Raw genomic sequence first — 19,165 nt, 5'->3', positions numbered from 1 at the left:
GCCGAGCGGCACAGGACACTCCCCGTGTGCGACGCGCTACCCAGGCGGCGAAACCTGAGTAACCTCGATGGCATGAGGGACCACTCCCACGTCGAGAACGGCCCGCATCCCGAGGTGTGGACGGGGCGCGCCACCAACCGGTTCCAGTGGCTGCTGGCGCTCGTAGGAGCCGCCTGTCTGGCCCTCGGCATCGAACTGGCCGTCGACTCCGCCTGGAGTTCCGGGGTGCCCGCGCTGGTGATGTCCGTCGTGGGCTGCATCGCGGCCGGACTGCTGGTCCTCTTCGGCACCCTCGCCTTCGTCCATGTCGCGCTGAAGGTCGACAAGGAGTCCCTGGAAGTGCGCTGCGGCCACATCGGGCTGCCACGCCGCCGCATCCCGCTGGCCCACGTGGCGGGCGCCGAGTTCGCGCCCCACGTCACCCCGCGCCACTGGGGCGGCTGGGGCTACCGCTGGCGGCCCGAGAAGGGCACCGCGGTGGTCGTCCGGCGCGGTGAGGGCATCGTGCTGAGCCTGTGGGACGGCCACACCTTCACGATCACCGTCGACAACGCCGAGTCTGCCGTGCGCGTGATCAAGGACCGTCTGGGCCCGCCGACGCCCGGCCGGGCCTGAGCGGCGGCCCGCCACCTGCGTCCACACCCCCGCGCGCGGGGAACGACACGGCACTCCGGCCCCGCCAGCGCGGCGCCTGCCCGCACGCCGGAGCCCGCCGGCCGCCCCGCGAACCGCGCTGTCAAGGGGAACGTCAGTCGCCGTACACTCCCGGGGTGACCGTCACCGCAACTTCCGTCGACGAGTCGGACCGGCTGCATCCGCGGTCCGCCCGGGCACCCTGGCCGACGAGGCTCGTACGACTCGTACCCGCCGCCGTGGCGGCACTGTCCGGCGTGCTCCTCTACGTGAGCTTCCCGCCGCGCACCCTGTGGTGGCTGGCGCTGCCGGCCTTCGCCGGGTTCGGCTGGGCGCTGCGCGGCCGCGGCTGGAAGGCCGCGCTGGGCCTCGGTTACCTCTTCGGCCTCGGCTTCCTGCTGCCCCTGCTGGTGTGGACCGGTGTGGAGGTCGGCCCCGGACCCTGGCTGGCGCTGGTCGCGGCGGAGGCCGTCTTCGTGGCCCTGGTGGGCGTGGGCATCGCGGCGGTGTCCAGGCTGCCCGCCTGGCCGGTGTGGGCGGCGGCCCTGTGGATCGCCGGTGAGGCCGCACGCGCGCGCGTGCCCTTCCACGGCTTCCCCTGGGGCAAGATCGCCTTCGGTCAGGCGGACGGCGTGTTCCTGCCGCTCGCCGCGCTCGGCGGCACCCCGGTGCTCGGCTTCGCGGTGGTCCTGTGCGGCTTCGGCCTGTACGAGGCCGTACGCCTGGCGGTCGAGGGACGGCGGACCCGGACGGTGCGCCGGTCGGCCGCCGCCGTCGCGCTGCTCAGCGTGGCCGTGCCGGTGGCGGGAGCGGTGGCCGCCCGCACCCTCGTGAGCGACAAGGCCGAGAACGGCACCGCCACCGTCGCCGTCATCCAGGGCAACGTGCCGCGCTCGGGTCTGGAGTTCAACGCCCAGCGCCGCGCGGTGCTCGACTACCACGCGCGGGAGACCGAGCGGCTGGCGGCGGAGGTGAAGGCGGGCAGGGCCGCCCGCCCCGACGTCGTGCTCTGGCCCGAGAACTCCTCCGACATCGACCCGATGACCTATCTCGACGCGCGGATGGTGGTCGATCAGGCGGCCAAGGCGATCGGGGCGCCGATCTCGGTCGGCAGCGTCGTGGAGCGCGACGGCAAGCTGTGGAACGAGCAGATCCTGTGGGACCCGGCCGAGGGACCCGTGCAGACCTACGACAAGCGGCAGATCCAGCCGTTCGGCGAGTACCTGCCGCTGCGCTCGCTGCTCGGCGCGATCAACAAGAACTGGACCTCGATGGTCCGCCAGGACTTCAGCCGCGGCACCGAACCGGGCGTGTTCTCCGTCGCCGGTACCCGGATCGGCCTGGCCACCTGCTACGAGGCCGCCTTCGACTGGGCCGTGCGCGACACCGTCACCCACGGTGCGCAGATGATCTCCGTGCCGAGCAACAACGCGACCTTCGACCGCAGCGAGATGACCTACCAGCAGCTGGCCATGTCCCGCGTCCGCGCGGTCGAGCACAGCCGTACCGTCACCGTCCCGGTGACCAGCGGCGTCAGCGCGATCATCATGCCCGACGGGCGCATCACGCAGAAGACCGGCATGTTCGTCCCCGCCCACCTGGTCCAGAAGGTGCCGCTGCGCTCCTCGCGGACGCCCGCCACCGAGCTGGGCGTCCTGCCGGAGATCGCCCTCGTGCTGGTCGCGGCCGGCGGCGTGGGCTGGGCGATCGGGGCCGGTGTGCGCGGTCGGCGCGCCCAGGACGCGTAACCGTACGCCGGACGTACGCCGCCGGCCACCGCACGGTCCGTGCGGTGGCCGGGGGCTGGGGCCCGTTAGGGTCGGTCCATGGCCACTCCTGACTTCATCCGTACGATCCGGGCCGCCGCGGGCAACCAGTTGCTGTGGCTCCCGGGGGTCACCGCCCTCGTCTTCGACGACGAGGGCAGGGTCCTGCTGGGCCGCCGCTCCGACACCGGCAAGTGGTCGGTAATCGGGGGGATCCCCGAGCCCGGGGAACAGCCGGCCGCCTGCGCGGTCCGGGAGGTGTACGAGGAGACCGCGGTGCACTGCGTCACCGAGCGAGTGGTCCTGGTCCAGGCGCTGGAGCCCGTCACCTACACCAACGGCGACGTCTGCCAGTACATGGACATCACCTTCCGCTGCCGTGCCGTGGGCGGCGAGGCACGGGTCAACGACGACGAGTCGCTCGAAGTGGGATGGTTCGCGGTCGACGCGCTGCCCGCCCTGAACGAGTTCGCGCTGTTCCGGATCAAGCAGGCCCTGTCCGACGCCCCCACGTGGTTCGACCCCGCCGATCTTGACGTAAGCATGGGTTGAGCCCATGTGTGGCGGGGCGGGGCGCTGCCTAAGGTCGAGTCATGACCTCGTCCGGCCCGCGCCCCGCCCCTAAAAGCCTCCCGCTCGACCTCGGCGGCCGCACCGCGCTCGTCACGGGCGCCGCCGGCGGGATCGGCCGCGCCTGCGTGCTCCGGCTGGCCGCCGCGGGCGCCGAGGTCAGAGCCGTCGACCGGGACGCGGACGGACTGGCCGCGCTCGCCGAACGGTCCGGCTCCCTCGCCGGCACCGTCGACGTCCGGGTCCTCGACCTCACCGACCTGGACGCCGCCGAACGGGCGGCCGCCGGCACCGACGTGCTCGTCAACAACGCCGGACTCCAGCTGGTACGTCCCATCGAGGCGTTCCCGCCCGAGGTCTTCCACACCGTGCTGACCGTGATGCTGGAGGCACCCTTCCGCCTCATCCGCGGCGCACTGCCGCACATGTACGCACAAGGGTGGGGCCGGATCGTCAACATCTCGTCGGTGCACGGACTGCGGGCCTCCGCCTACAAGTCGGCATACGTGGCGGCCAAGCACGGCCTGGAGGGCCTGTCCAAGACGACCGCCCTCGAAGGCGCCCCGCACGGCGTCACCTCCAACTGCGTCAACCCCGCCTACGTCCGCACCCCCCTCGTCGAGAAGCAACTCGCCGACCAGGCGCAGGCCCACGGCATCCCCGAGGAGCGGGTCCTGTCCGAGGTGCTGCTGCAGGACAGCGCCGTCAAACGCCTGATCGAACCGGAGGAGGTCGCCGAGGCCGTGGCGTACCTCTGCGGCCCGCACGCGTCCTTCGTCACCGGCACCTCGCTGGTGCTCGACGGCGGCTGGACCGCCCACTGACCTGTGCCGTCGCCGCCGTGTGGTGCTCGCTGCCCACCGCGACACGCCACCGCAGCCCACGCGGACGCGCGGCGCTGCCGGGAGGCCCTACGGCTGCTCGGACGCACCGGCGACGGCGCCGCCGCCGAGGACTCCGGCTTCCTCGGCCTGCTCCTGGGGGAGCGGGACGTCGCCGGATTCCTGGACCGCACCATCGGCCGTGTCACCGCCCACGACGAGCGGGTGGCAGGTCCGGCCGTCAGGCCCAGATCGACTGCGCGAGGGCAGCCCCGGTGAAGGCCGCGCCGAGACCGCCGACGATGCTGGCGACCGCGTTGGCCGCCGCGAAGAAGCGGGCGCCTTCCTCCGCCAGTCGCAGGGTCTCGTACGACAGCGTCGAGTAGGTGGTGAGCGCACCGCACAGTCCGGTGCCGAGCAGCAGTTGGACGTCGGAGGAGGCGCCGCCCGCGAGTACCGCGCCGGTGATCAGACCGAGGGTGAGACAGCCGGCCATGTTGACGGTGAAGGTGCCCCAGGGGAAGACGGTGTCGTGCCTGGCCTGGACCGTGCGGTCGGTGAGGTAGCGCAGCGGGGCACCGATCATGGCGCCGACGACGACGAGCAGCCAGTTCACGCCGTTCCTCCGTCCGGTCCCCCGGCGGGGGCGCCCCCGGACCCGGCCGGTCCGGCCGGTGCGGGGCGGTGCAGGACGACCTCGCAGCCGTCGAGGACCACCAGGCCGTCGGTGACGAGCTCGTCGAGCTGGGGGAGGAAGGCGCGGACGCGCTCCTCGGTGTCCACGATCACGACGGCCACCGGCAGGTCCTCGCTCAGCGACAGCAGCCGCGTGGTGTGGATGAGCGAGGACGCGCCGAAGCCCTCGATGCCGCGGAAGACGGAGGCACCGGCGAGGCCGGCCCGGTGCGCCCGGTGCACGATCTCGGAGTAGAGGGGTTTGCGGTGCCAGGTGTCGTTCTCGCCGACGAGGATCGTCAGCCGCAGGGCGCTGCCGGTGAGCCGGGTCATCGCTTCCTCCGCTCGATCACGCGGCGGGTCAGGTTGGCCGTGGTCCACACGGCCGCCAGCGCCGCGAGCATGGTGGTGGCGAGGTAGGCCAGCCCCGTGGCCGCGCGGCCCTGGTCGAGGAGACGCTGGATGTCCACGGCGTAGGTGGAGAAGGTGGTGAAGCCGCCCAGCACGCCGGTGCCGAAGAACGGGCGGACGAGCCGGTGGGCGGCCCACACGTCGGTGATGACCACCATGAAGACACCGATGACGCCGCAACCGATCACGTTCACGAGGAACGTCGTCAGGGGGAACGTGCCGGTGGCGGTGGGCCACAGCAGCGAGGCCCCGTAGCGGGCCGTCGCTCCGACGGCGCCGCCCGCCGAGACGGCCGCCACGACCGGCCACTGCCCGGCCGACGGCTCACGCCGCCGCGCGGGTCCGCGCAGCTCTACGTCGGGGTCGGTGGGTTCGCCCAGCAGCCGGGGTCGCGCCTCTTCCATACGGCAGTACTCCTACTCGGACGGCGCCCGGTACGTCCTCGGGCGCACGCGCGTCGCAAGCAGGGACCGTTGGCGGCGTCGTCGCCGCGGTTGGGTGCGGCGGGCCCCACCGCCGCGCGGCGCAACGGATCGGCGCCGCCCGACCAGCCTACCGTGCACGCGGGACCCTTTCACGGCCGCCGTCCGTGTCCCGGTGCGCGGGGCGGTCACGACCGCGCCGCCGTCACCGAATGCCCTGGGGCACCGGCCGGCGGGCGAGATCGAGAGTCCAGTTCTGGCCGACCAGGTCGTGACCGAAGCTGTGGTGCGGTTCCTCGTCGGTGAGGGCGAAGCCGAACGCGCGGTAGATCCGGCGCGCGGAGACCAGTACGTCGTTGGTCCACAGCGTCACCTGCTCGTACCCGGCCGCGCGGGCGAAGTCCAGGCAGGTCTCGACGAGGCGGCTGCCGACGCCCAGCCTGCGGGCGGCCGGGGTGACGAGCAGGATGCGCAGCCGGGCCACCGCGGGGGTGTCGCCGGACACGAGGAAGACGCAGCCGACGCGTTCGCCGTCGGCCTCGGCGATCCAGCCGGCCTCACGGGCCGGGTCGTGTTCCGCCGCGTACTGCGCGACGATCCCGGCGACCAGGGCCTCGAAGTCGGTGTTCCAGCCGAACTGCCGGTCGTACACCTCGCCGTGCGCCATCACCACCCAGCCGAGGTCGCCGGGGCGGTCCGCGCGGCGCACGGTGACCCGGGGCCGGTGTTCCCGCTGTGACATGGCTCGTCCTCCTCCCCGTGACCGGGTTGCCGGTCCGTCCGCCGGCGTCGTACTGACACGACTGTTTCAGTAACGCTAGGCTAGCCGTATGTCCCCGCGAGTGGCAGCCCCCTCCGCACGGCAGACCGAGCTACTCGAAGCCGCCTACCGGTACGTGCTCGTCCACGGCCTGGCCGGTCTGTCCCTTCGTCCGCTGGCCACGGCCGTCGGCTCCAGCCCCCGCGTCCTGCTGTTCCTCTTCGGCACCAAGGACGGGCTGGTGCGGGCGCTGCTGGCCCGGGCCCGCACCGATGAGCTGGCGATCCTGGACGACCTCAGGCGGGCCGGCCGGCCCGTCGGACTGGCTCCGGCCGTCGAGCGGGTCTGGACGTGGCTGGCCGCCGCCGAGCACCGACCGCTGCTGCGGCTGTGGGGCGAGGCGTACGGCCGTTCCCTCGTCGAGCCCGGCGGAGCGTGGGCCGGGTTCGCCCGGGCCACCGTCGACGACTGGCTCGACGTGCTGGCGGCCTGCCAGCCCCGGGCGGAGCGGGACGGCGAGGACGGCGCCACCCGCCGCACCCTGGCGCTCGCGGTGCTCCGGGGGGCGCTGCTCGACCTCCTCGCCACCGACGACGAGCAGCGGGTCACCGCGGCCGTCCGGCATCAGCTGGTCCTCCTGGGCGGCTGAGGCCCGGGCCTCCGTCGCGCCGACGCGCCGACGCGACGGCCGGATGCGGGCCCCGGCTCACCTCGGCGCCCGCGGGCTGCACGGCCTGCGGGCGGTCACCGGCGGCCTGCGCCTGCGCCTGCGCCTGTGGCGGCGGCCTGCGCCGACCACCTGCGCCTGTTGCTGTCGTATGTCTTCCCACCGCTGCCCCAGGTCAGGATTGTTACGGGGCGGTAGGGGCAGCAAGGGCCGCGGCGGGGGAGGCCGCCCCCGCCCCGCCGGTCCCGGCACTCACAAGTACTTCTTCAACTCCCGCCGCGCCAGCGACCGCTGGTGCACCTCGTCCGGGCCGTCCGCGAGCATCAGCGTGCGCGCGCCGGCGTACAGCTCGGCCAGTGGGAAGTCCTGGCTGACACCGCCGGCGCCGTAGAGCTGGATCGCCCGGTCCAGGATGCCGACCACCGCGCGCGGAGTGGCGATCTTGATGGCCTGGATCTCGGTGTGGGCGCCCCTGTTGCCGACGGTGTCCATCAGCCAGGCCGTCTTCAGCACCAGCAGCCGCAACTGCTCGACCTGGACGCGGGCGTCCGCGATCCAGTTCTGGACCACGCCCTGCTGGGCCAGCGGCTTGCCGAACGCCGTCCGGGACACCGCCCGCCGGCACATCAGCTCGATCGCCCGCTCGGCCATGCCGATCAGCCGCATGCAGTGGTGGATGCGGCCCGGACCGAGGCGGGCCTGGGCGATGGCGAAACCGCCGCCCTCCTCGCCGATGAGGTTCGACACCGGGACGCGCACGTGGTCGAAGACGACCTCGGCGTGGCCGCCGTGGTAGTGGTCCTCGTACCCGAAGACCTGCATCGCCCGCTTCACCGTGACGCCCGGCGTGTCGCGCGGCACGAGCACCATGGACTGCTGGCGCCGGATGTCCGCCCCGTCCGGGTCGGTCTTGCCCATCACGATGAAGATCCTGCAGTCCGGGTGCATCGCCCCGGAGATGTACCACTTGCGGCCGGTGATCACGTACTCGTCCGAGCCGTCGGCGGCCCGCTCGATGTGCGTGGTGATGTTGGTGGCGTCCGAGGAGGCCACCTCCGGCTCGGTCATCGCGAACGCCGAGCGGATCTCACCCGCGAGCAGCGGCTGGAGCCACTGCTTCTTCTGCCGCTCGTCGCCGAACTGGGCCAGCACCTCCATGTTGCCGGTGTCCGGGGCCGCGCAGTTGGTCGCCGTGGGTGCCAACTGCGGGGAGCGGCCCATGATCTCGGCGAGCGGCGCGTACTGGAGGTTGGTCAGACCGGCGCCGTGCTCGGCGTCAGGAAGGAACAGGTTCCACAGGCCCTGCCGGCGTGCCTCGGCCTTGAGTTCCTCCACCACCGGGGGGTTCTCCCACGGCGAGGCGAGGTGGGCGCGCTGCTCGTGGGCGGTCTCCTCGGCGGGGTGGACGTACTCGTCCATGAACGCGAGAAGCTTGGCGCGCAGTTCCTCGGTGCGTGCGTCGAACGCGAAGTCCATGACGATCAGCCCTCCCGGAGGCCTTCGTGGAAAGTGGTCAGGCCGTGCTGGATGAAGACGGGGACCAGGTCACCGATGCGGTCGAAACCGCGGCCGACCGTCTGGCCGAGCGTGTACCGGTAGTGGATGCCCTCGAGGATCACGGCGAGCTTGAACCAGGCGAACGCCGTGTACCAGGAGACCGCGGACACGTCGCGCCCCGAGCGCGCGGCGTACCGCTCGATCAGTTCGGCGGGCGAGGGGTGCCCGGGGGCCTCCGCGGTGGTGGACACCGGGGAGTCGGGCATGCCCAGCGGGCTGCAGTACATGACGAGCAGGCCCAGGTCGGTGAGCGGGTCGCCGAGCGTGGACATCTCCCAGTCGAGGACGGCACGGATCCGGTCGTCCGGCCCGATCAGCACGTTGTCGAGCCGGTAGTCGCCGTGCACCACGGCGGGGGCCGGGGAGGCGGGGAGCGCGCGTCCGAGGGCGGCGTGCAGCTCGTCGACGCCGGTCAGGTCGCGGTTGCGGGAGGCGTCCAGTTGCTTGCCCCAGCGGCGCAGCTGCCGGTCCAGGAAGCCCTCGGGACGGCCGAAGTCCGCGAGGCCCACCTCGCCGGGATCGACCCCGTGCAGGTCGACGAGGGTGTCGACGAGGGAGAGCACCGCGGCGCGGGTGCGTGCCGCGCCGAGCGGCGCGAGCTGCCCCGCGGAGCGGTACGGGGTGCCCTCGACGAACTCCATGACGTAGAACGGCGCGCCCAGCACCTCCTCGTCCTCGCACAGCAGCACGGTCCGGGGCACCGGCACGCGCGTCGGGTGCAGTGCGCTGATCACGCGGTGCTCGCGCCGCATGTCGTGCGCGGTCGCCAGTACGTGCCCCAGCGGAGGCCGCCGGACGACCCAGCGGGTGGTGTCGTCCGAGACGGCGTACGTCAGGTTCGACCGCCCGCCCTCGATCAGCCGGCCGGTCAGGGCGCCCTGGACCAGACCGGGCCGCTCGCGGTCGAGCAGGCCGCGGAGCCGGTCGAGATCGAGTCCGGGCGGGTGGTCGGGGCTCATCCGGCGCTCCTGGGGCGGGTCGGGGCAGGTCCCGACCATCATGCCGACTAGTCGGTATGTCGTCCAGTGCGCGTGACGGGAAAGTGATCCGCGTCTCGGGCGGCACGTCCGCGAACCACCCGCATCCCCCGGGGGCTGCCACGCCGACCGTAGGCCGCAGTGATCGGGACGGCCGCAGAAGCTGTGCACCGCAGCCCCCGTTATGTTCTTCGTGGTCCTGCAAGAGGGCCGCTGGCCTCCGGGCCCGGCATGTCTGTGTCCCCCTGTCGAACGGATGACCTGGGGGGTGGTGTCACCGGGCCTGGGAGGTGCCGTCGGAGACGCTGATGAGAGGTCCGGCCACCGCCTGGTCCGGCGCAATGCCGGACAGCTCGCGGGCGGCAGGTCTGCATAACGTGGCTGCGCGCGTACGACACCACTGCCGAGGCCGGCACGTTCGACTCTCCTGGAAGGGCGCGATGTTCGACACCGAAGACGTGGGGGTGTTCCTCGGCCTGGACGTCGGCAAAACCGCTCACCACGGCCATGGGCTCACTCCGGCCGGGAAGAAGGTCCTCGACAAGCAGCTGCCCAACAGCGAGCCGAGACTGCGGGCAGTCTTCGACAAGCTGACCGCGAAGTTCGGCACGGTCCTGGTGATCGTGGACCAGCCCGCATCCATCGGAGCCCTCCCGCTCACGGTCGCCCGGGACGCGGGCTGCAAGGTCGCCTACCTGCCCGGACTCGCGATGCGTCGGATCGCCGACCTGTATCCGGGCGAGGCCAAGACCGACGCGAAGGACGCCGCGGTCATCGCGGATGCGGCCCGGACCATGCCACACACCCTGCGCTCCCTGGAACTCACCGACGAGATCACCGCCGAACTCACGGTCCTCGTCGGCTTCGACCAGGACCTCGCGGCCGAGGCCACACGCACCTCCAACCGCATCCGCGGCCTGCTCACCCAGTTCCACCCATCACTGGAACGCGTCCTGGGTCCCCGCCTCGACCACCAGGCCGTCACCTGGCTTCTGGAGCGCTACGGCTCCCCGACTGCACTGCGCAAAGCCGGCCGCCGCAGACTTGTCGAACTCATCCGGCCCAAGGCCCCACGCATGGCCCAGCGACTGATCGACGACGTCTTCGACGCCCTGGACGAGCAGACCGTCGTGGTCCCGGGGACCGGCACCCTCGACATCGTCGTGCCCTCCCTGGCCCGCTCTCTCGCCGCTGTCCACGAACAGCGCCGGGCCCTGGAAGCCCAGATCAACGCCCTGCTGGAGGCCCACCCTCTTTCCCCGGTCCTGACGTCGATGCCCGGCGTCGGCGTCAGGACCGCCGCCGTCCTGCTGGTCACCGTCGGCGACGGCACCAGCTTCCCGAGCGCCGCCCACCTGGCCTCCTACGCCGGACTCGCCCCGACCACAAAGTCGTCGGGGACCTCGATCCACGGCGAACACGCGCCCCGAGGCGGCAACCGCCAGCTCAAACGCGCCATGTTCCTCTCCGCCTTCGCCTGCATGAACGCCGATCCCGCCTCCCGCACCTACTACGACAAGCAACGCGCCCGCGGCAAAACCCACACCCAGGCCCTCCTCCGCCTCGCCCGCCAGCGCATCAGCGTCCTGTTCGCCATGCTCCGAGACGGCACCTTCTACGAATCCCGCATGCCCGCAGACGTCGAGCTCGCCGCATGACCCCAGCAAGACCGAATCACCCCAAACCCGACAGGGGTGCCTTGACGAACGACATAGAGGCACCCCCCGGGGCCGCCCCAGCCTTGGCCGCGGCACTCCCGAGGCCGCGCAGCCGGGGACCGCAGCACCCCCGAGGCCGCGCAGCCGGGGGCCGCGACGGCGCCGGGAGCGCCGCAGGCCGCAGGGCCGCAGCACCCCCGGCGCACCGGTGACGCTCAGTTCGTGCCGATCCGGTCGTACGGGGCCGGAGCGCGCCCCGAGTCCGCCGCGTCCTGCCGCCCGGGGCCGTACGGCGGCTGGGGCGTCTGAGACAGGGCGGGTCGGCGCGGGCGGACGGGCCACCACAGGGCGCGGCCGAGCAGCGCCGCCAGCGCCGGAACCAGCGCGGTCGACAGGACGAACGCCGACAGCAGGATGCCGAGCGCCGTCGCGAAACCGATCTGCTGGGTGGAGGGTGAGGGGTTCACGGAGAGGCTGCCGAAGGAACCGGCCAGCACCAGACCGGCGGTGGCCACCGCCGGCGCCGTGTGCCGTACGGCGTGGGCCACGGCCGAGCGGGCGGGCCCCGGGCGCCCCATCTCCTCCCTGATGCGGTCGCTCATGAGGATGTTGTAGTCCGTGCCCAGCGCGACCACGAACAGGAAGAGCACCAGGGGCAGGGTGAAGTTGACGCCGGGTTCGCCGCGCAGGTGCTGGAAGACCAGGGTGGAGGCGCCGAGCGTGGCGGCGAAGCCGAGACCGACGGCGAGCATCAGCACGGCGGGCGCCAGGACGCTGCGCAGCAGGACGAGCAGGATCAGCGCGATCAGCGCGGCGGCCACGGGGAAGACGAGTTCCAGGTCCTCGGAGACGGCGGTGGCGATGTCCGCGAAGATCGCCGCCGTGCCGCCCACGTGCGCCTCGCCGCCCGGGGGCGTGTGCCGCGCGACGGTCGTCCGCACCGGCCCGGAGACCAGGTCGCGTGCCTTCTGGCTCTGCGGGTCCGCGGTCAGGTAGAGGTCGATCCGGGCGGCGTCGCGCGCCTTGTCGAAGACGGCCGGGGCCACCTGGCCGACGCCCGGTGTGCGGCCGAGCGCCCGGGCCAGGCCGTCGACGCCCTGCCGGTCGAGGGGGCCGCCGTCCTTGCTGGTGACGTAGACACCGGTCGGGTCGGAGACGCCGGCCGGCAGGGCACGGGAGATCTCCGCGGCCGTGGCGGCAGCCGGGGTGCCGGTGGCGCCGCTGCCCGTGCCGTAGTCCATCTTCATTCCGACGGTCCCGGCGGCCATCGCGCCCAGCAGCGCGACGGCACCGACGGTCACGACCACCGGCCGCCGGGCGACCGCGGCGGCGAAGCGCCCGGCCGTACCCTCGCGCGGCTTTCGCCGCAGCGCCCGGGAGGGCCAGAACATCCTGCGCCCGGCCACCGCCAGCAGGGCGGGCATGAAGGTGAGACTGGCCAGCAGCATCACGAGGACGGAGATCGCGATGGCGGGGCCGAGCACGCGGAACTGCCCGAAGCTCGCCAAGCCGAGGGTGGCGAAGGCGGCTACGATGGTGAGGGCCGCCGAGGTGATCGCGGAGCCCACGCGCCCGGCCACCTCACCGGCGATCCCGCGGGCGTCGCGGTCGGGCTGCGCGCGCAGCCGCTCACGGAAGCGGAACAGCAGGAACAGGAAGTAGTCGATCCCGATACCGAGCAGCACCACGCTGATCAGCGACGGCGTGGACGGGTCCAGCTTGATCCCGGTGAGCAGCGCCGTGCCGACCACGGTCCCCGCGGCGGCCCCGCCGACGAGGCTGACCGCCAGCAGCGGCAGCAGTGCCGCCATGACACTGCGGAACACCAGGACGTTCAGCAGTACGATCAGGCCGACGGTGAGCAGGCCCGCCACGGTGCTGACGGTCTTCCCCGCCTCGTCGCCGTCGACGGTGTCGGCCAGGCCGCCGGTGAATCCGGTGCGCAGGCCTTCGTGCGCGTACGTTCCGCTCGCCGCCTTGCGGAATTCCTTGAAGACGTTCTGCAGACCGGGATCGGTGGAATTCCCGGAGAGTCCGACGGGGAACAGGATGAAATCGCGGTGAGGGGCCACCGTTCCCGGGCCTATCTTCGGTGTCTGGGAATGGTCCTCGGTGAGGAAGTCCGGCTGGTCGGCGGTCTTCGGCATGGCCACCCGCTGCCGGCCCAGGCCCGCCGCGGCGGCCTTTGCCCGTCGCTGGTCGGCCGCGTCGAGCGGCTTGCCGTCGGTCCGCTTCACCAGCATCGTCACCGAGTTGGCGTCCGGCTTGATCCCGAACTTGTCCTCGGCGACCTTCAGCGCCGCCGCCGAATCGTACTTGGCGGGCAGGAAATCACCCAGCTGGCTTTCCGTCGCACGGAACATCAGTGCCTGACCCACCATGGTGAGTCCGATTCCCAGCAGTACCCAAAGGGCGATGACCTTCCACGGATTTCGCGTGGAGAATCCGGTCAGGGCGCGTATCACGAGGACTCCTTTTCTGTGTGGTCTCGGACAGTGCCCCTCCAGCGAATCAGCCGAATGCGCGGAGATCGTCCGAGCGCGGGATGAAAAGCCGCAGGGGGCCGTGGGGCCGGAGGTGCGGCGGACCGGGACCGTGGTCCTGGTCCGCTCTCGGCCCTGGGGCGGAGACCGGGCGCGCCTTCCGCTGCGACAATCGACGGGAGCAGAGCATCGGGATATCGGGGCCCGGCGGGCCGCCCGGGACCGCAGCGGCGGAGAGGAACACCTATGGCGACGCGCCGCAGCACCACGGCACAGATGCGCCGCAGCACCACGGCACAGATGCGCCGCAACACCACGGCACGGACCCGCCGCAGCACCACCGCGCAGCCGGCGCCCCCCGGCGTCCAGCCGGCGCGCCCCGGCGCCGAGCCGGCGCGCCTCAGTCCCGCCCGGGCGCGTCCCCGTGCGGAGGCCCCGCGCCTGGGCCCCGCCGTCCGGCGCGCCCTGCCGGACGGCGACGCGCTGCCCTGGACCCGCAACGACGCCCTGGTGGCCGTCGGCGCGGCTGTCGTGGACCTCGTCGGCTACACCGCGTTCCCGCAGATCACCGGCGTGCCCGTGTCCAGCGTGGGCGTCCTGCTGCTGGTGGTGTCCGCGCTGCCCCTGCTCTTCCGGCGGCGCCGTCCGCTGACCGTCATGGCCGCCATCCTGGCGCTCGGCGCGCTGCTGAACCTGACGGTGCCGATGGACCAGCACTTCGGCGCCGTCCTGGCCGTCGCCCTGTACTCGGCCGTCCGGGCAGGCCGCCCCTGGGCGACGGCCGCCGCGGCGCTCGGAGCCGTCGGCACCAGCTTGCTCACCCCGGACCTCTCCTCCGCGCCGGGATGGCTGAACCTGACCAGCGCCTGCCTCGCCGCGGGCCTCATCGTGGCCGCCGCCCTGGTGATCAACCGCTGGCAGCAGGAGACGGAGGCCAACCGCCGGCTCCTCGCCGACCGGGCCGTGGCCGAGGAACGCAGGCGGATCGCCCGGGAACTGCACGACGTCGTCGCCCACCGCATCACCACGATGCAGCTGATGGCGGGCGGCGCCCGCGCCAACCTCGGCCACGACCCCGGCGTCGTCCGCGACGCCCTGGTCACCCTGGAGGAGTCGGGACGGCTCGCGCTGCGCGAGATGCGGCAGCTCCTCGACGTCCTGCGAGCCGACGACGACACGCCGGCCGCCCGCAACGGCGCCCCGGAGGCACCGCAGCCCGGCCTTGCCGACCTCGACCGCCTGGTCGAGGAGTCCCGGCAGGCCGGGCAGCCCGCCGCCCTCGTCGTCGACGGCGAGCCCCGGCGGCTGCCCCCGGTGGTCGGGCTCACGCTGTACCGGATCGCCCAGGAGGCGCTGACCAACGCCCGCAGGCACGCCGGGCCGACCGTCCCGGTGGAGGTCCGCCTGGCCTGGCTGCCGGAGCGGGTGTCGGTCTCCGTCACCGACCGGGGCACGGATGACACGGAGGCGCTCGCCCCGGGCGGCGGCAGCGGATACGGTCTGATCGGCATGCGGGAACGTGTCGCCCTGCACGGCGGCACGCTGGAGGCCGGTCCGCTGCCCGGGGGCGGTTTCCGGGTCCTGGCGAGCCTGCCGCGGGAAGCAGGGACCACGGACGAGCGAGGACCGGGCGAGGGCAGGGAGGGACGACGGTGACCGAAGCCGTGACCGGGGCGACTGACCCCATCCGCGTGCTGATCGCCGACGACCAGCCGCTCGTCAGGCGTGGTCTGGCGCTGATCCTCGGCCCCGCCCCGTCCGTCACCGTGGTCGCCGAGGCGGAGAACGGGGAGCAGGCCGTCGCGCTCGCCGCCGAACACCGCCCCGACGTCGTGGTGATGGACATCCGCATGCCGGTCCTCGACGGCGTCGCCGCCACCGAGCGGCTCGCCCGCGACCTGCCCGAGTGCCGGGTGCTCGCGCTGAGCACCTTCGACATGGACGAGTACGTGGTCGCCGCGCTGCGCGCCGGTGCCTGCGGCTTCCTGCCCAAGGACAGCTCGCCCGAGGAACTGGTCGCCGCGATCCGCACCGTCCGGTCCGGTGAGGCAGCCGTCGCGCCGCGCCTGCTGACCCGGCTGATCTCCGCCTACGTCAGGACCGGGCCGGCGGCGCCCCGCGACCGCCGGCAGGCCGCCCCCGAGACCGTCGCCGGCCTCACCCCGCGCGAGGTGGAGGTCTGGCGGCTGCTGGCCACCGGCCTGGACAACAACGAGATCGCCCGCGCCATGGAGATCAGCGTCTCCACGGTCAAGAACTACATCACCAGCGTCTTCGACAAGCTCGCCGTCCGTGACCGGGCACAGGCGGTCATCGCGGCGTACGAGTCGGGTCTGGTGGAGGTCCGGCAGCCGGCCGACGCGGACTGACACCGCGGCCGACCGGCGGAACTCCACGGAAGGCCGGAAGGCCGAGAGGACGGAGGGCCGGAAGGCAGGAGGCCGGAAGGACGCAAGGCCAGGAGGACGCAAGGCCGAGACCCGGGAGAAGCGGGGCCACGCGGTCCGAGCCGCGGTCGGGGCCACGCGGTCCGCACGCCGCCCCACCCCCGCGGTCCCGTCCCCGCTCCTGCCCTACGGCTCGGGGGGCCCGTCCGGGGTCCGGGTCACCGGGCCGGCGTTCCGGGAGGCGGCCGTCAGCCCTTGCGGGTCGAGCACCTGATCGCCGTACAGGTCCGCCAGCCAGGTCGACTGGTAGATCGTGTCGAGATAGCGCTCGCCGAGGTCCGGGGCGATGGCCACCGCGGTCAGGTCCCGCTCGTCGTGCTCGGCCAGCCACGCCATGGCACCGCTGACCACCGTGCCCGTCGAGCCGCCGAAGAGGAACCCCCGCCGGGCCAGCCGGTGGCAGGCGCGGATCGTGTCCGCCTCCTCGACCTGGATCACCTCGTCGACGTAGGACTCGTCGAGCAGCGGCGGTCGCATGCTCATGCCCAGGCCGGGGATCATCCGGCGGCCCGGCTTGCCGCCGAAGGCCACCGAACCGACGGTGTCCACCGCGACGATCCGCACCGGCCGGTGCCACTCGCGGAAGTACCGCGCACACCCCATCAGGGTGCCCGTGGTGCCCGCGCCGACGAACAGCACGTCCAGGCGCGGGAACTGGCCGGCGATCTCCGGTGCCGTACGGCGGTAGTGCGCCCCCCAGTTGCCCGGGTTGGTGTACTGGCTGAGCCACACGTATCGCTCGTCGGAGGCGCACAGGGCGCGCACGTAGTCGATCCGGGCGCCCAGGAACCCGCCGTTGGCGTCCAGGTCGGCGATGACGTGGACCTCGCTGCCCAGCGCCTCCATCAGCAGTCTGGTGGACAGGTTGCAGCGGGAGTCCGTGACGCACAGGAAACGGTAGCCCTTGCTGGCCGCGATCATGCTGAGCGCGACGCCGAGGTTGCCGGACGAGGACTCGATCAGCACCGAGTCCTCGCCCAGCAGCCCGTCCCGCTCCGCGGCCTCCACCATCTCGACCGCGGCCTTCAGCTTGATCGAGCCCGCGAAGTTGAAGCCCTCGCACTTCAGGTAGAGCGAGCGTCCGAAGATCGGCCGGAGGTCGACGTAGAGCTGGCCTTCGTTGAAGGCGTGGGGAGCGGAGATGACGGGCACGCTAACCTCCTGATGCCGGGGCCGAGGACCGGGGGGACGGACGTTCAGCCGTACCGGCGCAGCTCGTGGAAGAAGTCGTCGACGACGTGGAGGTCGCCGGCCCGGGCCACCTCGCCGTGGACGTAACCGCCGACGGCGAGGTCGAGGACCCCGAGGCCGAACGGGGAGAAGATCACTGTCCGGTCGCCGGGCGGTTCGACCCGCCCGGTCAGCACGTCGTCGAGCGTGCCGTCCAGGAAGTCCCGCCCACCGGTGAGCTGTTCGGCCAGGTGCGGCGAGGTGTTCGCCTTCAGGCAGTGCTCGACGTCGTCGACGAAGTTGGCCGACTCCAGCAGGATCCGCGGGTCGAGGTCGCGCAGCGACACGTGCAGCACCACCGGACGGTGGTCGAACCAGGCCGGGTCGGTGACGTGCGGTTCGCCCGCGACGGTCGCGAAGACGACCAGGTCACTGGAGCGGATCAGCTCCTCCGGACTGTCGTGCACGGCGATCCGGGGGCGCTGTCCGGCGGCTTCGGCCGCCTGGCGCAGATAGCCGCAGAAGCCGGCCGCGCTGTCGGCGGACACGTCGTGCACGCCGACCGAGTCGAAGTCCCAGCCGGTGCCGGCGAGGAACGTGTGGATGTAACGGGCGATCAGGCCGGTGCCGAAGAAGCCGATCCGGGCCGGGCGCGGCCGGGTCCGGGTGAGCCGGTCCGCGGCCAGCGCGGCGGACGCCGCCGTCCGGGTGGCGCTGATGATGGAACTCTCCAGGCAGGCGAACGGATAGCCGGTGTCGTGGTCGTTGAGGATGAGGACCGCCGAGGCCCGGGGCACCCCGGCCCGCACGTTCTCCGGGAAGCTGGAGATCCACTTCAGCCCGTCCACGCCCACCGGCCCGCCGACGGAGGCGGGCAGCGCGATGATCCGGGAGGTGGGCCGGTCGGGGAACCGCAGGAAGTACGACGGCGGGTTGACCGTCTTACCGGCACCGTGCAGCCGGTAGGTGGCCTCGACGAGTTCGACGATCTCCTTCTCGCGGCCCTCGAGCGCCTGCTGCACCTGGCCGCCGGAGATCACGGCGAAGGACGGCACGCGCGCCGGGCCGCCGGCCGGGGACCCGGTGGCTGCGGGGGACGTCACGGAGGTCATCGCCGCTCTCCTTCCTGGTTCGGGGCGCCGTCGGCCAGCAACCGCGGCTCGGCCATGGCCACCAGCACCCGCCGCTCGCCGGTGAAGGCCTCGCGGCTGTGCGCGGTGCGGATGTTGTCGACGAGCATGAGGTCACCCGCCTGCCAGGGCTCGCGCCGGGTGTGCTCTTCGTAGGTGGCGTTGAGCTGCTGGACGACGTCCTCGCCGATCGGGGTGCCGTCGCCGTAACGGGTGTTGAACGGCAGCCCGTCCTCGCCGTACTCGTCCACCAGGTACTCGCGCACCTCTGGTGCCAGCGTCCACTCGTTGAGGAACGCGACCTGGTTGAACCAGCAGCGGCGGCCGGTGACCGGGTGCCGTACGACGGCGCTGCGGCGCTGGCGGGTGCGCAGCGATCCGTCCTCGCGCCAGTCGAACTCGATGCCGTGCGCGCGGCAGTAGTTCTCGACGGTCTCACGGTCCTCGGTGCCGAACGACTCGGCCAGCGAGGCTCCGATCTCGTCGTTGTAGCTGCGGGTGAGCAGCCAGCCCTCGCGCTCGAAACGCTGCGTCAGCGCGGCCGGCAGCGCCTGGAGCACCTGCTCCGCGTCCGCCACCGCGGTGGCGCCGCCCCGGGCGGGCGCGGTGAGGCAGGCGAACAGCATCAGGGAGGGGACCCGCAGCGCGTAGCTCAGCTCGTGGTGCATGCACATCGGCTGGTTGTCCGGCCAGGCGGTCGAGGAGTACAGCCCGGAGCCGTAGGACTGCCGGACGGCGAACGCCTCCCGCTCCGCCATCGGTTCACCGGCCAGCGCGGTGAAGACGGCCCGGACCTGCTCCTGCTCCCTGAGCCCGAGGCCGCGCACCAGGATCACGCCGTGCTCGGTGACCTGCGCGCGCACCGCCTCGCGGTACTGGGCCGCCCACCCGGCCGCGTCGGCCGGCGGCTCGACGTGCAGGACCGGCGGCCGGTCCGGTCGCAGCTCCACCTCCAGCAGTGACGCCGGGGACGAGAACGACATCTCGGTGTTCCTTTCGTCGGGTGGTGTGGTCGTGG

The 19,165-nt window shown here is 72.8% G+C and carries 19 protein-coding genes; 8 read left to right on the top strand and 11 right to left on the bottom strand.

Annotation, left to right across the window (positions count from 1 at the left end; all coding sequences use genetic code 11):
* Positions 1 to 72: 72 nt before the first annotated feature.
* The 4 genes from AB0G56_RS27980 (at position 73) to AB0G56_RS27965 (ending at position 3,793) form a co-directional block, all read left to right on the top strand.
* Positions 73 to 615 carry a hypothetical protein gene (locus AB0G56_RS27980; RefSeq protein ID WP_360974147.1) on the top strand — a complete coding sequence of 181 codons (543 nt, stop codon included), beginning with the start codon at positions 73 to 75 and terminating at the stop codon, positions 613 to 615.
* A 155-nt stretch (positions 616 to 770) separates the two neighbouring features.
* Entirely contained in the window at positions 771 to 2,381 is a 1,611-nt protein-coding gene (lnt, locus tag AB0G56_RS27975; protein ID WP_360974144.1) for an apolipoprotein N-acyltransferase, read from the top strand.
* A gap of 78 nt (positions 2,382 to 2,459) precedes the next feature.
* The gene (locus tag AB0G56_RS27970; protein WP_360974141.1) at positions 2,460 to 2,951 is read left to right on the top strand and encodes an NUDIX domain-containing protein; all 492 of its coding nucleotides are present in this window, start codon (positions 2,460 to 2,462) and stop codon (positions 2,949 to 2,951) included.
* A 41-nt stretch (positions 2,952 to 2,992) separates the two neighbouring features.
* Positions 2,993 to 3,793 carry a 3-hydroxybutyrate dehydrogenase gene (locus AB0G56_RS27965; protein WP_360974138.1) on the top strand — a complete coding sequence of 267 codons (801 nt, stop codon included), beginning with the start codon at positions 2,993 to 2,995 and terminating at the stop codon, positions 3,791 to 3,793.
* Between the two features lie 87 nt (positions 3,794 to 3,880).
* On the opposite strand, the gene AB0G56_RS27960 is transcribed toward AB0G56_RS27965, so the two are convergent.
* The 5 genes from AB0G56_RS27960 to AB0G56_RS27940 form a co-directional block, all read right to left on the bottom strand.
* On the bottom strand, positions 3,881 to 4,006 hold the full coding sequence (locus AB0G56_RS27960) for a hypothetical protein (protein ID WP_360974235.1): 126 nt from the start codon (positions 4,004 to 4,006) through the stop codon (positions 3,881 to 3,883).
* Between the two features lie 25 nt (positions 4,007 to 4,031).
* Entirely contained in the window at positions 4,032 to 4,406 is a 375-nt protein-coding gene (gene crcB / locus AB0G56_RS27955; protein WP_360974135.1) for a fluoride efflux transporter CrcB, read from the bottom strand.
* Complete coding sequence (locus AB0G56_RS27950; RefSeq protein ID WP_360974132.1) at positions 4,403 to 4,798, bottom strand: DUF190 domain-containing protein; 396 nt, start codon at positions 4,796 to 4,798, stop codon at positions 4,403 to 4,405. Before AB0G56_RS27950 ends, crcB (AB0G56_RS27955) begins: the two co-directional genes overlap by 4 nt.
* Positions 4,795 to 5,280, bottom strand: coding sequence for a fluoride efflux transporter CrcB (gene crcB / locus AB0G56_RS27945; protein ID WP_360974129.1), 486 nt, complete (start codon positions 5,278 to 5,280; stop codon positions 4,795 to 4,797). The genes AB0G56_RS27950 and crcB (AB0G56_RS27945) overlap by 4 nt, the downstream gene beginning before the upstream one ends.
* A 223-nt stretch (positions 5,281 to 5,503) precedes the next feature.
* The gene (locus AB0G56_RS27940; protein WP_360974126.1) at positions 5,504 to 6,040 is read right to left on the bottom strand and encodes a GNAT family N-acetyltransferase; all 537 of its coding nucleotides are present in this window, start codon (positions 6,038 to 6,040) and stop codon (positions 5,504 to 5,506) included.
* An 88-nt stretch (positions 6,041 to 6,128) separates the two neighbouring features.
* On the opposite strand from AB0G56_RS27940, the gene AB0G56_RS27935 reads away from it, so the two are divergent.
* Complete coding sequence (locus tag AB0G56_RS27935) at positions 6,129 to 6,707, top strand: TetR/AcrR family transcriptional regulator (protein WP_360974123.1); 579 nt, start codon at positions 6,129 to 6,131, stop codon at positions 6,705 to 6,707.
* A 270-nt stretch (positions 6,708 to 6,977) separates the two neighbouring features.
* On the opposite strand, the gene AB0G56_RS27930 is transcribed toward AB0G56_RS27935, so the two are convergent.
* Both AB0G56_RS27930 and AB0G56_RS27925 read right to left on the bottom strand, forming a co-directional pair.
* Positions 6,978 to 8,201, bottom strand: a complete 1,224-nt coding sequence (locus AB0G56_RS27930; RefSeq protein ID WP_360974120.1) for an acyl-CoA dehydrogenase family protein — start codon at positions 8,199 to 8,201, stop codon at positions 6,978 to 6,980.
* Between the two features lie 5 nt (positions 8,202 to 8,206).
* Entirely contained in the window at positions 8,207 to 9,241 is a 1,035-nt protein-coding gene (locus AB0G56_RS27925; protein ID WP_360974117.1) for a phosphotransferase family protein, read from the bottom strand.
* 458 nt (positions 9,242 to 9,699) lie between these two features.
* Here AB0G56_RS27925 and AB0G56_RS27920 point away from each other — a divergent pair, with 458 nt between their 5' ends.
* A complete protein-coding gene (locus tag AB0G56_RS27920) occupies positions 9,700 to 10,917 on the top strand; it encodes an IS110 family transposase (RefSeq protein WP_360974114.1) in 1,218 nt (405 codons plus the stop codon).
* 215 nt (positions 10,918 to 11,132) lie between these two features.
* Here the strand turns inward: AB0G56_RS27920 and AB0G56_RS27915 are convergent, their stop codons facing one another.
* Entirely contained in the window at positions 11,133 to 13,382 is a 2,250-nt protein-coding gene (locus AB0G56_RS27915; protein ID WP_360974111.1) for an MMPL family transporter, read from the bottom strand.
* A gap of 264 nt (positions 13,383 to 13,646) precedes the next feature.
* On the opposite strand from AB0G56_RS27915, the gene AB0G56_RS27910 reads away from it, so the two are divergent.
* Together AB0G56_RS27910 and AB0G56_RS27905 are read left to right on the top strand one after the other, a co-directional pair.
* Entirely contained in the window at positions 13,647 to 15,056 is a 1,410-nt protein-coding gene (locus AB0G56_RS27910; protein WP_360974108.1) for a histidine kinase, read from the top strand.
* Entirely contained in the window at positions 15,053 to 15,769 is a 717-nt protein-coding gene (locus tag AB0G56_RS27905; RefSeq protein WP_360974105.1) for a response regulator transcription factor, read from the top strand. The genes AB0G56_RS27910 and AB0G56_RS27905 overlap by 4 nt, the downstream gene beginning before the upstream one ends.
* A 204-nt stretch (positions 15,770 to 15,973) precedes the next feature.
* Here AB0G56_RS27905 and sbnA read toward each other — a convergent pair whose 3' ends face one another.
* The 3 genes from sbnA to AB0G56_RS27890 are packed head-to-tail and all read right to left on the bottom strand — an operon-like array spanning position 15,974 to position 19,130.
* On the bottom strand, positions 15,974 to 16,999 hold the full coding sequence (gene sbnA / locus AB0G56_RS27900; protein WP_360974102.1) for a 2,3-diaminopropionate biosynthesis protein SbnA: 1,026 nt from the start codon (positions 16,997 to 16,999) through the stop codon (positions 15,974 to 15,976).
* Between the two features lie 44 nt (positions 17,000 to 17,043).
* Positions 17,044 to 18,129, bottom strand: coding sequence for a 2,3-diaminopropionate biosynthesis protein SbnB (gene sbnB / locus AB0G56_RS27895; protein WP_360974099.1), 1,086 nt, complete (start codon positions 18,127 to 18,129; stop codon positions 17,044 to 17,046).
* Positions 18,126 to 19,130: a TauD/TfdA family dioxygenase gene (locus tag AB0G56_RS27890; protein ID WP_360974096.1), complete on the bottom strand. Its 1,005-nt coding sequence runs from the start codon at positions 19,128 to 19,130 to the stop codon at positions 18,126 to 18,128. The genes sbnB and AB0G56_RS27890 overlap by 4 nt, the downstream gene beginning before the upstream one ends.
* Between the last annotated feature and the right edge of the window lie 35 nt (positions 19,131 to 19,165).

Source organism: Streptomyces sp. NPDC021356, from assembly GCF_040641015.1.
In the GTDB taxonomy this organism is placed as follows: Bacteria; Actinomycetota; Actinomycetes; order Streptomycetales; family Streptomycetaceae; genus Streptomyces.
The sequence above is the reverse complement of the archived record's forward strand: the minus strand, read 5'-3'. Positions and strand labels throughout refer to the sequence as shown.

Bases quoted from the DNA above. Each gene is read 5' to 3' on its own strand.
- sbnB (WP_360974099.1), bottom strand. From the start codon at position 18,129: ATGACCTCCGTGACGTCCCCCGCAGCCACCGGGTCCCCGGCCGGCGGC.
- crcB (WP_360974129.1), bottom strand. From the start codon at position 5,280: ATGGAAGAGGCGCGACCCCGGCTGCTGGGCGAACCCACCGACCCCGAC.
- AB0G56_RS27920 (WP_360974114.1), top strand. From the start codon at position 9,700: ATGTTCGACACCGAAGACGTGGGGGTGTTCCTCGGCCTGGACGTCGGC.
- AB0G56_RS27910 (WP_360974108.1), top strand. From the start codon at position 13,647: ATGGCGACGCGCCGCAGCACCACGGCACAGATGCGCCGCAGCACCACG.
- AB0G56_RS27890 (WP_360974096.1), bottom strand. From the start codon at position 19,130: ATGTCGTTCTCGTCCCCGGCGTCACTGCTGGAGGTGGAGCTGCGACCG.
- AB0G56_RS27940 (WP_360974126.1), bottom strand. From the start codon at position 6,040: ATGTCACAGCGGGAACACCGGCCCCGGGTCACCGTGCGCCGCGCGGAC.
- AB0G56_RS27950 (WP_360974132.1), bottom strand. From the start codon at position 4,798: ATGACCCGGCTCACCGGCAGCGCCCTGCGGCTGACGATCCTCGTCGGC.
- AB0G56_RS27965 (WP_360974138.1), top strand. From the start codon at position 2,993: ATGACCTCGTCCGGCCCGCGCCCCGCCCCTAAAAGCCTCCCGCTCGAC.
- AB0G56_RS27935 (WP_360974123.1), top strand. From the start codon at position 6,129: ATGTCCCCGCGAGTGGCAGCCCCCTCCGCACGGCAGACCGAGCTACTC.
- AB0G56_RS27980 (WP_360974147.1), top strand. From the start codon at position 73: ATGAGGGACCACTCCCACGTCGAGAACGGCCCGCATCCCGAGGTGTGG.
- AB0G56_RS27925 (WP_360974117.1), bottom strand. From the start codon at position 9,241: ATGAGCCCCGACCACCCGCCCGGACTCGATCTCGACCGGCTCCGCGGC.
- AB0G56_RS27970 (WP_360974141.1), top strand. From the start codon at position 2,460: ATGGCCACTCCTGACTTCATCCGTACGATCCGGGCCGCCGCGGGCAAC.
- AB0G56_RS27930 (WP_360974120.1), bottom strand. From the start codon at position 8,201: ATGGACTTCGCGTTCGACGCACGCACCGAGGAACTGCGCGCCAAGCTT.